Source organism: Streptomyces sp. NPDC002324, from assembly GCF_053593335.1.
Window position 1 is genome coordinate 93,264 of the sequence record NZ_JBSFCF010000030.1, and the last position, 14,820, is coordinate 108,083.

General features: G+C 67.8%; 12 protein-coding genes. 4 read left to right on the top strand and 8 right to left on the bottom strand.

Features of this window, described 5'->3' with window-relative positions; all coding sequences use genetic code 11:
• Positions 1–9: 9 nt before the first annotated feature.
• The 4 genes from ACWCRJ_RS31640 to ACWCRJ_RS31655 form a co-directional block, all read right to left on the bottom strand.
• Positions 10–2,178, bottom strand: coding sequence for a tetratricopeptide repeat protein (locus tag ACWCRJ_RS31640; RefSeq protein WP_450942508.1), 2,169 nt, complete (start codon positions 2,176–2,178; stop codon positions 10–12).
• A gap of 20 nt (positions 2,179–2,198) precedes the next feature.
• The gene (locus tag ACWCRJ_RS31645; protein ID WP_450942509.1) at positions 2,199–2,690 is read right to left on the bottom strand and encodes a hypothetical protein; all 492 of its coding nucleotides are present in this window, start codon (positions 2,688–2,690) and stop codon (positions 2,199–2,201) included.
• A gap of 538 nt (positions 2,691–3,228) precedes the next feature.
• Positions 3,229–3,627 (bottom strand): hypothetical protein, encoded by a 399-nt coding sequence (locus ACWCRJ_RS31650; protein ID WP_450942510.1) that lies wholly within the window; start codon positions 3,625–3,627, stop codon positions 3,229–3,231.
• A gap of 28 nt (positions 3,628–3,655) precedes the next feature.
• Complete coding sequence (locus tag ACWCRJ_RS31655; RefSeq protein WP_398596297.1) at positions 3,656–4,249, bottom strand: hypothetical protein; 594 nt, start codon at positions 4,247–4,249, stop codon at positions 3,656–3,658.
• Between the two features lie 414 nt (positions 4,250–4,663).
• On the opposite strand from ACWCRJ_RS31655, the gene ACWCRJ_RS31660 reads away from it, so the two are divergent.
• Positions 4,664–5,419, top strand: coding sequence for a DUF5131 family protein (locus ACWCRJ_RS31660; protein WP_450942511.1), 756 nt, complete (start codon positions 4,664–4,666; stop codon positions 5,417–5,419).
• Here the strand turns inward: ACWCRJ_RS31660 and ACWCRJ_RS31665 are convergent.
• Positions 5,391–6,512 (bottom strand): three-Cys-motif partner protein TcmP, encoded by a 1,122-nt coding sequence (locus ACWCRJ_RS31665; RefSeq protein ID WP_383649227.1) that lies wholly within the window; start codon positions 6,510–6,512, stop codon positions 5,391–5,393. The two genes, ACWCRJ_RS31660 and ACWCRJ_RS31665, sit on opposite strands and share 29 nt — an antisense overlap.
• A gap of 441 nt (positions 6,513–6,953) precedes the next feature.
• Here ACWCRJ_RS31665 and ACWCRJ_RS31670 point away from each other — a divergent pair, with 441 nt between their 5' ends.
• From ACWCRJ_RS31670 to ACWCRJ_RS31680, 3 genes are read left to right on the top strand one after another with little or no spacing between them, the layout of a single operon-like run.
• Complete coding sequence (locus ACWCRJ_RS31670) at positions 6,954–7,571, top strand: helix-turn-helix domain-containing protein (protein WP_383649229.1); 618 nt, start codon at positions 6,954–6,956, stop codon at positions 7,569–7,571.
• Positions 7,571–9,697: a hypothetical protein gene (locus tag ACWCRJ_RS31675; RefSeq protein WP_450942512.1), complete on the top strand. Its 2,127-nt coding sequence runs from the start codon at positions 7,571–7,573 to the stop codon at positions 9,695–9,697. The genes ACWCRJ_RS31670 and ACWCRJ_RS31675 overlap by 1 nt, the downstream gene beginning before the upstream one ends.
• On the top strand, positions 9,697–10,419 hold the full coding sequence (locus ACWCRJ_RS31680) for a helix-turn-helix domain containing protein (protein ID WP_450942513.1): 723 nt from the start codon (positions 9,697–9,699) through the stop codon (positions 10,417–10,419). The genes ACWCRJ_RS31675 and ACWCRJ_RS31680 overlap by 1 nt, the downstream gene beginning before the upstream one ends.
• A gap of 37 nt (positions 10,420–10,456) precedes the next feature.
• On the opposite strand, the gene fxsT is transcribed toward ACWCRJ_RS31680, so the two are convergent.
• From fxsT to ACWCRJ_RS31695, 3 genes are all read right to left on the bottom strand, one after another.
• The gene (gene fxsT, locus ACWCRJ_RS31685) at positions 10,457–13,045 is read right to left on the bottom strand and encodes an FxSxx-COOH system tetratricopeptide repeat protein (RefSeq protein WP_450942514.1); all 2,589 of its coding nucleotides are present in this window, start codon (positions 13,043–13,045) and stop codon (positions 10,457–10,459) included.
• Between the two features lie 65 nt (positions 13,046–13,110).
• Entirely contained in the window at positions 13,111–13,587 is a 477-nt protein-coding gene (locus ACWCRJ_RS31690) for a hypothetical protein (RefSeq protein WP_450942515.1), read from the bottom strand.
• A gap of 463 nt (positions 13,588–14,050) precedes the next feature.
• Complete coding sequence (locus tag ACWCRJ_RS31695; protein WP_450942516.1) at positions 14,051–14,722, bottom strand: HNH endonuclease family protein; 672 nt, start codon at positions 14,720–14,722, stop codon at positions 14,051–14,053.
• Positions 14,723–14,820 lie beyond the last annotated feature (98 nt).

A 14,820-nucleotide genomic window follows, 5' to 3' on the forward strand; every position in this document is an offset into this window, starting at 1 on the left:
CCCGCAGTCCTAGGAATCAAGATCCTCGAGCGCCTTCGCCACCCGTAGCGTCTGCGTATGCCCCGTCCCTAGGACAGCCGACAGCTCTCCATGGACATGCGACAGCACAGCGCGGGCCTGCCCCGTCTCCCCTCGGTCCCGTAGCACACACCCCAACCGATACCCCGTCCACAGCGTCTGCGGATGCGCACTGCCCAGGATCCGCGTCCGCACAGTATGGACATTCTCGAACTGCATCTGCGCACCAGCAAGTTCACCCTCCTCATGCATAAGGCAGGCGAGATTATGGAGCGTCGTCAAGGTACGCGGATGCTCCTCTCCCAACTGAACACGCCGCGCCTCGAGAACAAATCCGTACGCTGCGCCGGCTTCCCGTAGACGCCCCAGATCGTGCAAGACACGGGCAAGCTCGTGCTGCGCCGACAGAGTGTGCCTGTGCCGAGCGCCCACCAGCCGCCGACGAACCTCCAAGACCGCCGACAGATGCTGCTGCGCTTCCTCCAGACGTCTCCTGTCATGCAGCACCCGGCCCAACTCGTGCCGGGCGGTCAGAGCAAGGACGAACTCCTCGCCCCGGGCGCGCCGATGCTCCTGCCATACATCCCGGTACAAGGTCTCTGCCTGGCCGAGTTCCCCGATGTCGTGCAGGGCCCCCGCCAGATAGTGCTGTGCATTGAGGGTTTCCGGATGCTCTGCGCCGAACATGTCCGTCCGGATCCTCATCACCCGCGCATACACCGGACCCGCCTGACGCGACAGGCCACGAGCCTGCAGAAAACGAGCCGCCCTCTCCGCCGTACTGGCAGCGGAGGCCAGGCAGGAGACGGAGAGGTCGTCGCGTTCTAGCAGACCGAGCACATGGGGAGCCAGCAGAGACCAAGCACTCCACGCACCCGGCTCCTCCGGATTGCCAGCCTGCTCATCAGAGCATGCCGCCTTGAGCAGGTCAGCCACGACACACACGTTGCGGCCGGTGCGGCTGACATCTCTGATCAAAGGATGCACACGCACGCACTCCGGAGAGCCCGACGACTCCCTGCCAACGTCCTCACCGTCGTCAGCCACTGCACACCAGTCGATCAGGCTCAGCGCTGCCAGCGCACGCAACGTGCGCCACAAGCCTGCGCCGTCAATCCCCTCGAACCCAGGCTGCCTTTGGAGAACCGACGGCTGTAGGACCAGAGCATGAGGGATGGGGGCATCAGCGAATTCCGCCAGCAGCTCCAGCAGATCACCTGCGTAGCGAAAGCCCCTGTGGTGAAGCAGTTCCAACGCCAGGCGCCAGGTGTCCGCAATCACCTGGGCCGGGTTAAGGCCCTGGCCCAAGGGGCGGTCCAGCGCCTGGCGGAACGCCTCGAACTCGGCAGGCATGTCGGGCTCACGAAAGGCTTCTGGCATCCCATTCACCTCGGCTAAATAGACCCCTGCCATACGCAAAGCTAAAGGCAGCCCGCCTAATCGACGGGCCAGGCGCTCCGCGGCCGCCGGGGTTCCGGCGTCCGGCCCCGCGTGATCGAGGAGCAGACAGGCCGCATCTCGGTCCCTCAAGGGCACAACAGGATGCAAAGCAGCCCCGAACCCCCAGCCCTCTGTCGTCCCGTCACGCGACGTCACCAGAACCAGACCACGCGAACACGAGTGCGGCCTGATCCAGCCAGTGCCGGCCGCCAAGAGCCCCGGACCGTCCAGCAGACCCGGATCATCGACTCCGTCGACCACCAACAGCCATGGCCACTCAGCATGGCTGAGCCGATGCCACAAAGCATCCACGACGCCTGCCGATTCAAGAACCTCACCCGCCAGACCCACCCGGCTCGCCACCGCCCTCAGACCATCCTCAAGCGACGCGGCCCGCTGGCCATTGAGCCACCACACACGGTGCCCTGACCTCCGAACCTGCTGCAGTACATGGACGATCTCCAAAGCCAGCGCGGTCTTACCGCTGCCGCTCAGCCCATGCAGAACGTGAAGATGGCCGTCGCCACGGCGGACGCACTGATTGAGCAGGTAGCCCACAAGTTCATCTCGACCACGCAACGGCAGGGCGGGGTGGCGGTAGCCCATCGGAGCCGCCAGCGTCAGCGCCTGCGCATGGGCCGACGCCTGAGCGACCACCATCTGCCCGACCTGCAGGTGCCCTGCAGCCACCGCGCCGTGCTGGGCGACCAAAGGCTGCATCCCGCCGCCCTGGACATAGATCAGCCCTGGCGAGGCTGCGTGTGAGGTAAAGGGCCTGCCAGCTGCACACCTCCCTCCACCCGCACCACCGCGCCCGCCACCGAGCCGCCGTCGGCACGCACCTGAACATCCTGGCCCGCAGCCACACCGCCCCCAGCGGCCCGCACCCCACCATCCGCGACACCCCGAGCCTGTACCAGGCGGGTGACGTCAGTGAGCTGATCCGTGACAGCGATACGGTCATCAGCGTCAACCGATTCGAGCAATAGCTCCAAACGGGTCTGCCACACGCCCTCCCACCGTTCCCGAAGTCGAGCCGGATCGCCGTCCTCCCGCAGCGCGGCCTGCATCTGGTCCAAGCGCCTCAACTCGGCCTCCTCAATCTCGGCGCTGCCTCGCCCCAGCAGCCGGGCAACCGCCTGCCGTACCGCCGACCACGCGTCCGTTCCCGCTGCCTGCACCACGGCTATCCCTCCAGCCGCCGCCACGGCCAGCACCGCCTCAGCCGACATCGCACCCCCCGATCCCGAAGACAGACGGCCAGGCATCCCCCCGTCCGCCGCTGACACAGAAGGTATTCCTCCCCGCAGCAGCCCTCATTCCTTTCGAACAGATGCGGCCGGTGATCAACAATGTGTTTCATCGGGGTCGTGGCGCGCTGATCCCGGCGGTGCGGTAGGGGATTGCTGGACGCTCGTAACACGGTCCAAGCCAAGCCGTACAGCCGCGGTCTCAGGCTCCATCAGGCCTGAGACCGCAGCCTCCTTTAGGACTGCTCACCCCATCGGGAATCGGGTATCGAAAGTCGGCAGCGGTGTACGTGCACACATGCGAGAGTCCCGGTCATCCTCGGGCCGGGCAGCAGGCAGAAACATCCGAAATGTATAGATGATTGGTCACTTGTCTCGCAAGGTGCTCTATGGGTGAAAGATGTTGACATCGGCTCTTCCTTCGTCTTGTGCGCACTGAGTAGCGGGCAGAGGAAAGCGCTGCAGCCGCTCAGCGCGATCTACGGGCTAGGGATCCTGGACGCGCTGGGCGGCTTTCTTTTCAGTCGCCTGGGTGGCGAGGGACGATCCGAGCGAGAATGCGGTGGCGGCGCCGCCACTCCGGGTTGTCATGCACCACCGAGATCCGCACGTCGTTCACCGCGGTGAACAGTGCCGCAGAAAGGGCGCCGATCGGCAGCCCGGCCGCCGTAGAGATCCCCCAGTGCGTGACCGTCACGATCGTCACGATGAGGAGCAGTGTGATACCACCGATCGGCATTGCGGCGTCCGGCACTTTGACGAGCCGCAGCTGGGTCCTCTTCCGGGTGTCCTGCCGTCCTGTACGGCACGCCTCTTCGACGGACGCGGCGTAGGCCTTGATGTAGGTGTCGGGGGCAGAGGGCGTGTTGTGCGCCACTGCATCCTCCTGGAGGTCGTCGGTCTCGCAAGTACTTGCCATGTGGTTGCCCTTCGTTCTCTGAGTTCTCTTACGTACGCGTGGTCTGCTTCGGCACCTTGCCGGTGAAGAGCCATCGCACGGCCGTGTCGTCGATGCCGTCACTGCGCATCTGTGACCAGGCGTTACTGATGTGGGTCTTGACGCCATCACGGGTGATTCCCATGACCTTGGCCGCCGCTTCGCGGCCGATAGGGATCGCGCACCCCAGATGGACGGCCTGCTTCTCGCGGAGTGAGAGGTCACCGTTCTGGATGTAGTCCAGGCTGCGGTAGATCTCCTGCTCCTTCTCGACCGGATCCCAGGACTCCGGCAGGTCGAGCGTGAGCTGCTCGCGGATGGAATCCGAGAGAAGGGGGCTGAGAGGTTCCAGGTGAAGCGGAGGCGTCGCCTCGGAAGAGAGGATCTTCGCTCGCTCGTTCCGTGCCTCCTTCATGGTCTTGGCGTAGAACTTCCTCCAATTGGAGCTCCATCGCCTTGCGTCGGATGACTCATAGGCTGCTACTCGAGTCCTCACCCAGTCCGGGATCGGCCACACCGGTGCACCCTGGAGGTACACGTCCCTCATCAGCTCGAATGCGCGAATGCCGTTGTCCGGCTGATGATGATGGTTGACGAAGCTCAACGGAGCCTCCTGTAACGTCCCGGACTGGGTGAACTTGGTTTTGCGGAAAACCTACTCGGCAGGTGAACGCTGAGGGTTTAGCTGGGACATGCGACCAGGAGGCCACCACGGGCGCACCAATGTGAAGAACCCTAGACAGAAATGCCCTGGGGGCGGTTTAGGCACCTGGGACTCCTGCGTGCAGAACCGCTGCGCCGCAGACGGGTCGCGCCGCCGGAGCGATTGGCTGGTTCATGCCGCGCGCACCACCACAAAAAGGGTACACAAGTTCTATTTTGGGGAAGCTGTGACGGCTGGCGGCGGCGGATGGTTGGATGCCGATGTCTGGCGGCCTGACGGCTCGTTGGACACGCCACGGGCTGTACGGCCAGGCTTGCGGGGCGGCCGTGACTGCAGGGGATGGGGAGCCGACGGGTGAGTGACCGCAGTTCGATCGAGTGGACCGAGGCGACGTGGAATCCCACGACCGGCTGTGACCGGGTCTCGGACGGATGCGACAACTGCTACGCGCTGACGCTGGCGAAGCGGCTCAAGGCCATGGGGTCGGGGAAGTACCAGAACGACGGCGATCCCCGCACCTCCGGCCCTGGCTTCGGCCTGACCGTGCACCCGGACGCGCTGCGGGTGCCGCTGGGCTGGAAGGCGCCGCGCACGGTGTTTGTGAACTCGATGTCGGATCTCTTCCACGCCCGCGTCCCGCTGGACTACGTCGAGCAGGTCTTCGACGTCATCGCGCAGACCCCGCAGCACACGTATCAGGTGCTCACGAAGCGGGCGCGCCGGCTGCGGCAGGTCGCCGACCGGCTTGAGTGGCCGGCCAACCTGTGGATGGGGGTGTCCGTGGAGAGCGTGAAGGAACTGCCGCGTGTGGATGACCTGCGGCAGGTTCCGGCCGCGGTGCGGTTCCTGTCGTGCGAGCCGTTGCTCGGGTCTTTGGACGGGCTGGACCTGACGGGCATTCACTGGGTGATCGCCGGAGGCGAGTCCGGCCCCCGCTTCCGCCCGATGGAGCAGGAGTGGGTCACGGGGATCCGGGACGCCTGCCTGCAGGCCGATGTGGCCTTCTTCTTCAAGCAGTGGGGCGGTCGGACCCCGAAGGCATCCGGCCGGCATCTTCAGGGCCGGACCTGGGACCAGATGCCTATGCCCGAACCTGTGCCTGCAGGCTGATCCGGCTCTTCGTCGTGAGCTTGCCCGGCGACTGGACGGCGATCACGCCGTCCTGCCGCATCTGCCGGGCCGCCTGCAAGGCGTGCTTCGGCATCCAGCGGGCGGTCTCCGTCAGCAGCCACTCGCCGATCGCCTCCACAGTGGTGGCCCCGGCACTCAGGCGCTGGGCGACCAGCTCGGCCAGCTCGTCGTCGATCAGACCCGCGGCCTGGAACAGGTCGAGCTGGCCGTCCGCTTTGGCACCTCGGGTGCGGGGATCGCGGAAGCTCTCGCCGTCGAGGTCGTCGACCTTCCACATGGCGTCCTTCATCGCCTTCAGGCCCGCGGTGCTGCCGGTGCCGAAGACGAGGTAGAGGGGCTGCCCGGTACGGGGGACGAGTTCGAATTGCAGCTGGTAGCCGAAGCCGGCCCGCCGCAGCGCGTCCCGGTAGGTGCGCAGCCACACGCGCCACTTCTCGTCGGGACCCAGCTCGTCGGCGGCCGCGGTCCAAAAGCCCCGGCCGCCGAAGACCGTGTCGAGGATGTCGGCGTTGAGCTCCTCGCGGCGGCTGAACCAGTTGGGTCCGAAGGTGGTGATGACTTCGCTGGAGCGGTTGCGGGCGATGCGGGACATCACGTGCAGCGGCACGTTGACGCTGCCCCAGCTGTCGAAGATCCCCAGGATCGGGTGGCCCCAGGCTCCGAGCTCATCGAGGACCGTGAGGCTGTCGCGGCCCGCCTCACCGCGCCGGACCTCCACCCGTACCGGCAGATCCTTGAGCGGTCCGAAGCGGGAGACGAGTTCCGCCACGAGGTGCTCGTGGCGCGCGCGGTCCTTCTCGATGAATATCAAATGCACCCGCCGGGGGCTGAGGTGCATGCGGTCGACCGCGTGATGACCGAGCAGGCGGTCCAGGATGAACACCGGCGAGCCCGGCTCGCCGTCCTCGTAGCGGCCCGGGCCGGCGAACGCGTCCAGGAGCGTGACCCGGGGCCGGGAGTAGCCGGTGCTCTGGGAGGTCTGCAGCAGGATCGGCCACCAGGCGTCCAGGTACCGCTGGTACAACCGGTGCTTGGCCGCGGTCGCCGGCTCCAGCTTCCACAAGACGCCCATCCGTGCCCCCTGTTCAGGATCGCCACGGTCGGCGGCTGGCGCGTGCCAGTCGCATCCCCTGGTAACAGATGGTGTGCGCAACGACGTTCAGCGTAAAGACCGCGTACCAGCCGCTGGGGGAGCGGACCGTCCTGCTTGAAGAGCGTCGGCCACCGGATCGACCCCCTCCGGCAGAATGCCCCGGCGAGTCTGCCGCGGAAACAGCCCGACGGGTCGGCCGCCTCGTCCCCATTCGCTTACCCCCGGGTGATTCTTCGCTCCCATCTGCGCGGTGATGACCCGACCGGCTGCCTCGTCCGCCTCCGTCATGGAGCCGACGGTGGGAGGAGGCCTGGGGTTCATGGGCGGTATCCGGTCAGCCGGTCTTTGACGGTCGCTCAGGACTCCGCTAATCTTCATGCCGAATCAGATATCAGAGTTTGCATGCAGGGAGTGGGTGGGATGCTGCTGACGACCGGGCAGGCAGCCCAGGAACTCGGCTGCGCCATCACCACCTTCCGCCGTCTCGTGCACGCCGGACTGCTGCCGGGCCTGTCCCGCCGTGGCGTGCGCGTCATGGTTCCGCTCCATGTGGTCCAGGCACTCGGTCAGCGCCGGCACGCCCCGCTGGACCGGCTGGATGCTCAAGAGATCGCCGTCCTGCGGGTCGACGCGGCCAAGCAGGTACAGGAACCGGACCGGAACTGGATCGGCTTCGCCGCCTCCCTCGCCTCCGAGGACCTCCTCAAGGCGCTGCGCGGCTGGTGGCGCTGCGATGCGCCGAGCGTGGCGGCCGCCGGAGTCCTGCCGGTGACCCTGTCGGGCTACGTGGTGGCCGTGCTGACCGGCCTGGAAGTCTGGGAGAAGAACGCCCAGGGCCGCTATGCCTTCCCTCACGCGCGGCTGGCGGGCTACGTCACCGACCTGGCCACGCCCGTCCATCACGTGACTGCCTCCTCGCAGGCCGACCGGATGCTCGCTGATCTGCTGCTGGGCAGCCGGCTTGTCTCCCACTCGGGCGGGGCGATCGCCTACGTCCCCGCACCCGCCGCCGCCCGCCGTCCGGACAAGGAAGCCTGATGGACGCACAGCGCTACACCGCAGCCCTCGCCGAACTGCGCACCGTACGGGACGAGATCAAAAAGACCCGGGCCGCCCTGGCGAAGCTGGAGGCCGAGCGGGACCGGCAGATCACACAGCTGGCCGGGTACGAGAAGGCGAAGGCGGAACGGATCGCCCCGGCGGCCGGACTGAGCCTGACCCACATCGTCACCCTGGCCCCCGCCCTGGCCCCCGACCGCCTCACCACAGCCGAGACCACCCCGCCCCGCCCCGAGCCGGACGCCCCAGCCATCGCCGCCGACGACAGCACCGAGAGTCCGCCCCACCCCGCCACCCAGACGGGAGCCGTGGCGCCCGCGACGGCCGCCGTCACAGCAGCGCAGCCCGTCGCCGCCTCGCCGCCGGCCGCTCCTGCCGAGGACTCTGCCTCCGGGAAGCCCCAAGCCCCCGACGCGCCGCGTGCCCTCCCGTCGATCCCCGACGGGGCAGCGGGCAACAGCTGGTTCACGCACACCCCGAACCTGCTCTCCACACCACCGAACTTCACCCAGCAGGCCCGCTCCACCGTCTTCCTGGACACGGACACGGGCGTGCTGGTGCACCGCAGCCAGACCCACCGCCTCGACCTGGCCGACACCTCGGTCGCCGCCATCCTGACCGCCGTCTTCCAGACCCTTCCCGAAGGCACGGAGCGCATCTACATCACCGCCGGTGACCCCTGGCACCGCGACGCCGACCGCTACCCCTACCTGAGGGATGCGGTCGCGGCCTGGCTGAACGCCCCCACCCCGGGCTGGCGCACCGACACCGGCCGCGGCAAAGACCGGATGGCCGGACACTTCGTCCACGCCCGCAACCCCGTCGGCCGCTACCAGCGCGACAACGGCGACAGCCACGTCGAAATCCGCTCGGTGGGGGAGTGGTTCGACACCAGCGGCGACGACCCGGCCACCATCCGGGACGCGTTCGTACTGCTGTGGCAGGCCCTGCGCCGCCACTGGACCGACGCCGTCATCATGGGCTCCCCCTCCCAGACCGGCCGCGACCTGTGGACCCGCACCATCCCCACCCGCGGCCAGCACGCCGACGGCTTCCCCGTCCTGTCCGAGGAACTGCGCGCCCTGCTCCACGCCACCGCCGGCCAGGGACGCAACGAACTCATCCTCCCGCCCCGCGTGCCCGAACAACTGCCCCAACTCGTCGAGTACGACCGCACCTTCGCCTACGCCAAACACACCTGGAAGTCCCCGGTCGGCACCCCCCGCCGGATCACGGCCGCCACCTTCGCCTCCTGGAGCGAGAAGGAACAGACCCGGGCCCTGTACGGGTGCGGGCACTGGCAGGTACGCGTGACCGTCCCTGACACCTGGACTCACGTCGGCCTGCTGCCCGCCCCCGCGCCGGGCGAGCGCGCCTGGCACTACCCGGCAACCCCAGGTACGACCTTCACCACCTGGGCCGGCGGCCCCGAAATCCACACCACCCTGTCCAACCCCATCACCCCGTGGAAGATCGAGATTCTCGACGGGATCCTGTGGGAGGACGGCAAACCCCTCGACGACTGGGCCAAGAAACTCAAAGAAACCTGGACCAACCTCTCCGCCCAGGCCCACTTCCAAGGCGACGCACAGCAAGCCCGCGCCGCCCACCTCGCCTCCCGCGCCGTGCGCGCCATCCTCCTGTACGGCATCGGCTCCTTCGCCCAGCGCCCCCGCATGGTCACCGGAACCACCCCCCGCACCCTGGAGCGCGACATCCCGCCGGACGCCGAAATCATCGGCTTCGACGACGAGCAGATCACCTGGCAGAAGCCCACCGGCTTCAGCCGGGACCCCAACGCCCACCCCGAATGGGCCGCCGCGATCTGGTCCGGCGCCCGCGCTGCCCTGCTCACCCAGCGCCACCGCGACGACAACATCTACGCCGGAGCGCTGCACACCGAGCCCGGCAGCGTCGTCGCCTTCCGCACCGACGCCCTCTACCTCACCCGGCCACAGGCCTGGCCGCATCACCATCAGCCCGGCGACTACCTCCTCAAGGGCCACCTCACCGGCCCCGTGGCCGCTCCCACCACCGAGGCGGAACTCCTTGCCCTGCGGGACACCGGACGCGCCGCCCTCACCCCCAGCGCAGGAGAGGCCTGATGCCACCCCGCCCCCGCCGCAACCGTTCTGCTGGGCAAGGCGAGCTCAACGAGGCCGCCCAGCTGGCCGACCAACTGCAGACGGCCGGCTACTCCAAGCGCGACATCGCCCGCATCATCAACCGAGATGCCTCTCTAGTCTCCCAGTTCTACACAAAGAACAAAGGCGCTGCCTTCGTCCCGGCCCTGCGCCAGGTCCTGGCTGCCGTCCAGACCGGCGGCATCACCGACCTCCCCGACCTCGCCTCCATCGCAAGCCGGCACATCACCCGCCGCACCACCGCCTCCGGTGCCACCGCCCGGGTCCGCAGCAAGGCCGTCCTGATCACCCCCACCGGCTCCGGTACCGGCCGCGTCGGCGCCCAGGCCATCGCCTCCGGCTCCTCCCGCCTACGCCCCCTGATCGCCGAAGCCACCCGCCAAGGCCTGCGCCTGGCCTTCACCGTCCGCCTCGCCAGGACCGCCTACACCCATCCCTCCGGCAGCCGCACCGACTCACCCGGCATTCGCCGCGATGCCATCCAGCGCGCCGACCACACCGAAGAACGCTCCTACGGCTCCGCCCAGACCGGAGGCTTCGACGCCGCCGACTTCGCCCGCCGAGTCGATGCCGCTGGCGGCGACGTCACCGCCGCCGTGCATCAGTGGCTCGTGGAGACCGACCGCATCCGCTCCGATGCCCAGATCATCCACCTCGAAGTCCGCACCTGGCGGCCCCGATGACACAGCCTGGCGTGATGACACACCAGGATCTTGTTCTTCAATCGGTCGATAGCTGAACGGCCGGGTCGGCGGCCCTTCCTTGCCAGTGGGCGAGGTCGTCCCGGGTGGCGAGGGTGTCGGGGTGGAGCGGCCCCAGTACGCGCTCGCGCTCGTTGAGCAGCTCGGCGAGCGCTGCTGCGGCGCCAGCTGCATCGCCCGCCTCTCCTCGCCAGTGGGCGAGGTTGTGCCGGGTGGCGAGGGTGTCGTGGTGGTCGGCGCCCAACACACGCAGCATGCCGCCCAGCAGCTCGTCGAATGCTTCTGCGGCGCCAGCTGCATCGCCCGCCTCTCCTCGCCAGTGGGCGAGGTTGTGCCGGGTGAGGAGGGTGTCGTGGTGGTCGGGATCCAACACACGCAGCATGCGGTCCAGAAGACCCGTAAGGACCACTGCGGCGTTTGCTGCGGCAGCCTGCGTGTATTGGGCGATGATGTCGCTTGGGCGGAATGCACTCGTTGCTTGCTCTATCAGCAGCTCGAAGTCGCTAACGGAACTGGCAAGATCTCCTGCTTGTGCTCTATATGAGGCCAGGTTGGACCGGGCGTAGAAGATGTCAGGATGGTTAGGGTCCAACGCCCCGCGCATCCGTTCCAGAATACGCTCCAGCGCACTGACAGCGCCGGCGGCGTCACCCACAGCCGCTAGGGTTATCGCCTGGGTGTGCGTGGTGGCGAGAGTTACGCGATGATCCGGCCCGAGTGCTTGTAGCGTCCGCTCAACCAGAGGCTCAAGCTCGGCGAGCGCGCCAGCCGCATCGCCGGCTTCTCTGCGACACCAGGCAAGGTTGCCTGCGGACAGGAGGGTGTCCGGGTGGCTCCGGCCTAGCACCCGCTCTTGATCGATCTGCAGTTGCTCAAACTCGGTGACCGCGCGAGCTTCATCTCCCGCATGTGCCCGCCACCACGCGAGGTTGTTTCGTGCGGTGAGGGTTTCTGGGTGGTCTGGCCCCAGAGCCGGCAGCATGTTCGCCAGAAGCCGCTCAAGCTCGGCGACCGCACCGACCGGATCCCCTGCAGCTCCGCGCCATTTGGCTAGGCTGTTTCGTGCGGTGAGGGTTTCTGGGTGGTCTGGCCCCAGAGCCGGCAGCATGTTCGCCAGAAGCCGCTCAAGCTCGGCGACCGCACTGGCCATGTCGCCAGCCTCGGCCCGCCACATTGCTTGGTGGCGCCGGGCGACCAGACTGTCGAGGTGATCACTGCCCAGGCGGCGGTGGGCAGTGTCTGTCAGATGACTGAAGTACTCGACCGCTGCGTTGACCTGTCCTGTCTCGCCCAAGCTCTGGCCGGTGTGAAACAGCACCTGATGCATGGTTGTCCGGTAGAGGGCTTCTTCACCGTGCTGAGCTAATGCGTCGGAATTGGCGCGCAGGCTAGCGGCTGCGGCGACACCCTCTCCGGGAGCGGGCCATGCTGCGAGCACGGCGTCAGCAGCGGTTTGGACCAGCTGATCGCGCTGGGCAGGCGTGAGAACGTCACGGGTGGCCCGCTGGACGAGCTGGTGGACGCGTACCGCTTCGTATGGGGTGTTCGGGTTGTGGTCGATCAGGCTGAGACGGTGAAGGGCCCGCAGGGCCGCGAGAGAATCTCGCTCCGTGACTTGTCTCGTACGCGCTAGGTAGGCGAGGACGGGATCGCTGGTCAGGACCGCCTGGGGGATACCGTTCGGGTCAAGCAAAGCAGTCAGGTAGAGCATCGGGCGGGCCAGACCGACAGGGCGGAGGGTGTCGGCGCGGTCGATAGAGAGAGACCAGGCGGCGGCAAGGGAGATGGTCTGGTCGTCTGGCAGGCTGTCGGGGACAGCGTCGGCGAGTGCGATGGTGCGGTCGGCGAGTAGTTCGCGGTACACAGCCACGTCCTCGCCGGAGTCGATGAGGTAGGCGGCAGCCTGGGAAAGAGCCAGCGGCAGACGGCCGAGTTCGAAGGCCAGAGCGGTGAGCTGGTCGTCGGGCTCGATTCGACCGTGGGCCGCCAGATATCGGGTGAGGTAGGTGACGGCTTCGGACTCGGTGAACAGGCCGACGTCGATCCGGCGGCGGCCGTCCCCGGTCAGTGCGGCGTCGCGGCGACGGGTGGTGATCACGGTCTGACCATAGGGACTGGACGGTGGCCACAGGCCGCGCAGGTCGTTAGGGTCAGCGACGTCGTCCAGGACGACCAGCCACCGGCACGGTGTCTGCCCGGCCTTCGGGGTCAGCCAGGCCAGAAACGCTTGTGCGGCCTGATCGGGGGTGTCGGGGTCGCCCTGACACAGGTCAACACCAGCCTGGGCATATCCGGTCACCACGAGCGAGCGGGCGCTTGCGGTGATCCAGATCAGGACGTCCAGGTTGCCGCCTTCCCAGGCGGTTCGGGCGTAGTGAGCGGCGAGTTGGGTCTTGCCCACCCCGCCCATGCCGACCAGTATCTGGCACTGCGCCGCCGTCCCCGCACCGACCAAGGCATGCTCCAACTGGGCAGCGGCCCGGCGCTCCTGGAAGTGATCGGCTTTCCGGGGTAGTACCCCGACCTGGTGCGGCCAGGTCACGGGGCTTCGCGAAGTCCCGTAAAAGGCGGCGCGGCCGATGGCGATGCTTCCGAATTGGGCAGTCACGCTGCCCGCTGTACTTCTACCGGTAGGCGTGGCGGCGTGGAGTGGGCTGAGGGCGGCCGGTCCGTTCAGCCCTGGGACGGATCCGGCTGGGTAGGGTTGTTGATGTTTGCACCCCCATGGACCACACCAGCGGCGATCGAGCCTTGCTCCGCCTTGACGTTTACGTCGCGGCCTGCGGCCACTCCGCTCTCCCTGGCCGATACGCCACCTTGCGAGTCGTGGTGCGCAAGCAGTGTGCGCAGTTCGGTCGCGGCCTGCTCGCGCTGTTCTTCGTTCAGGCTCTCCAGCAGAGCGATAAACCAGGCTTCCCAGGACGCTTCCTGCCGGAGCCGTACACGCTCCACCTGCTCTGCCTCTGCGACTTCCAGTGTGGTTGCGGTCTGGTCTAGCCGAAGCAACTCGGCGCTCTCACGCTGCGCGTTCCCGCGGCCGAACCACCTGGCCACCTGCTGCCGAAACCCGGCCCACGCATCCGTGCCTGCAGCCTGCACCACCGCTGTGCCCCCCGCTGCGGCCAGCGCGACCATCGCCTCTGAAAGCATCCCCCTGCCTCCCCCTCCAAGGGACCAGTTCCGTCCCCTCTCCTTGGTGCAGTTCATTCCATCAGGCGCATTCCGCAAACGTCACTGATTCCGTCAAGACGGCGCTGGCTGGTACACGATCCCGGCGGCTGATCACTGAACGGGGTCCGGGCCACCCGCCGCGAGGTGGGGCTCGGAACAAGGACGGTCCCCCTGCACTGAAGATCACTGGTTCTCGGATCGGATCATGCGTGGCAGGCTGGTCCGTGCGCTGGCCGTGACACAGCCCCCAGGGCCGGTCAAGACGACATGCGCGAGCGCTGGCTGACACGGGCCGGGGCGGTGTACGGAACTGCAGGCGGTGTGGGCGATCTCCTCGGCGTACTGCTCCACCCCCAACCGGGGCGTTGTCGGACGACACGCCCGCGCAACGAACCCGGGGCGGAAAAGACCGCCGGAACCGCCTGGGCTGAGCCGGGACGGGTCAGCGGGCGCGGGTGACCTCGATGACCGCTTCCGGGCAGCTGTCGAGTGCGTCGGTGAGTGTGGCCTGTTCGGCCGGGTCGACGGCCAGGGCCCAGCGGGTCTTGATCGCGATCCAGTCGGTGGCGTACGTGCAGCGGTAGCCCTGGGCCGACGGCTGCCAGGTGGTGGGGTCCTGGTCGGCCTTGGAGCGGTTGCTGGAGGCTGAGACCGCGATGAGAGCGCGGGGGTCGTCGAGGTCGTTGGCGTAGGCCTGGCGTTCGGCCGCTGTCCATCCGGAAGCGCCGGAGTCCCAGGATTCGGCGAGGGGGACCAGGTGGTCGATGTCGAGGGCGCGGGCCTGGTCGAAGGTGGTGTCGTCGTACGGCGAGTACCAGGTTCCGCCGCTCAGCGCGCAGTTGGTGCCCTGGGTGGGCGCGGTGACAGCTTCTTCGAGCAGGACCTCGTTGCGGGTGGAGCAGCCGTCGCGGTCGGCGTCGGTCCAGTGCCGGAACTTGGTGCGCTCGTATCCGGTGCGGTCTTCGTCCTGGACCGTGAGAGCGGTGAGGGCGTCGCGGGCCGGCAGCACGATGCGGTCGCCGGGTTCGGCGGCGTGCGCGGTGACGGTAGGGGTGATCAGCAGGGTGATGGTGGAGAAGGCGGCGGGGAGGCCGATGGCGCGGAGCAGGCGCACTGGGGGATCCTCTCGAAGGTCACGGTCTGACGTGCTCTTCGTAGCGGTCGCCGGGGGCCTTGGGCCGGGACTGCGCGAGCTGGCTCACTCGCAAAGGT

What these genes read in the sequence shown, in the direction of transcription:
- ACWCRJ_RS31640 (WP_450942508.1), bottom strand. Translation starts at nt 2,178, where the DNA reads ATGCAGCCTTTGGTCGCCCAGCACGGCGCGGTGGCTGCAGGGCACCTG.
- ACWCRJ_RS31645 (WP_450942509.1), bottom strand. Translation starts at nt 2,690, where the DNA reads ATGTCGGCTGAGGCGGTGCTGGCCGTGGCGGCGGCTGGAGGGATAGCC.
- ACWCRJ_RS31650 (WP_450942510.1), bottom strand. Translation starts at nt 3,627, where the DNA reads ATGGCAAGTACTTGCGAGACCGACGACCTCCAGGAGGATGCAGTGGCG.
- ACWCRJ_RS31665 (WP_383649227.1), bottom strand. Translation starts at nt 6,512, where the DNA reads ATGGGCGTCTTGTGGAAGCTGGAGCCGGCGACCGCGGCCAAGCACCGG.
- ACWCRJ_RS31670 (WP_383649229.1), top strand. Translation starts at nt 6,954, where the DNA reads ATGCTGCTGACGACCGGGCAGGCAGCCCAGGAACTCGGCTGCGCCATC.
- ACWCRJ_RS31675 (WP_450942512.1), top strand. Translation starts at nt 7,571, where the DNA reads ATGGACGCACAGCGCTACACCGCAGCCCTCGCCGAACTGCGCACCGTA.
- ACWCRJ_RS31680 (WP_450942513.1), top strand. Translation starts at nt 9,697, where the DNA reads ATGCCACCCCGCCCCCGCCGCAACCGTTCTGCTGGGCAAGGCGAGCTC.
- ACWCRJ_RS31690 (WP_450942515.1), bottom strand. Translation starts at nt 13,587, where the DNA reads ATGCTTTCAGAGGCGATGGTCGCGCTGGCCGCAGCGGGGGGCACAGCG.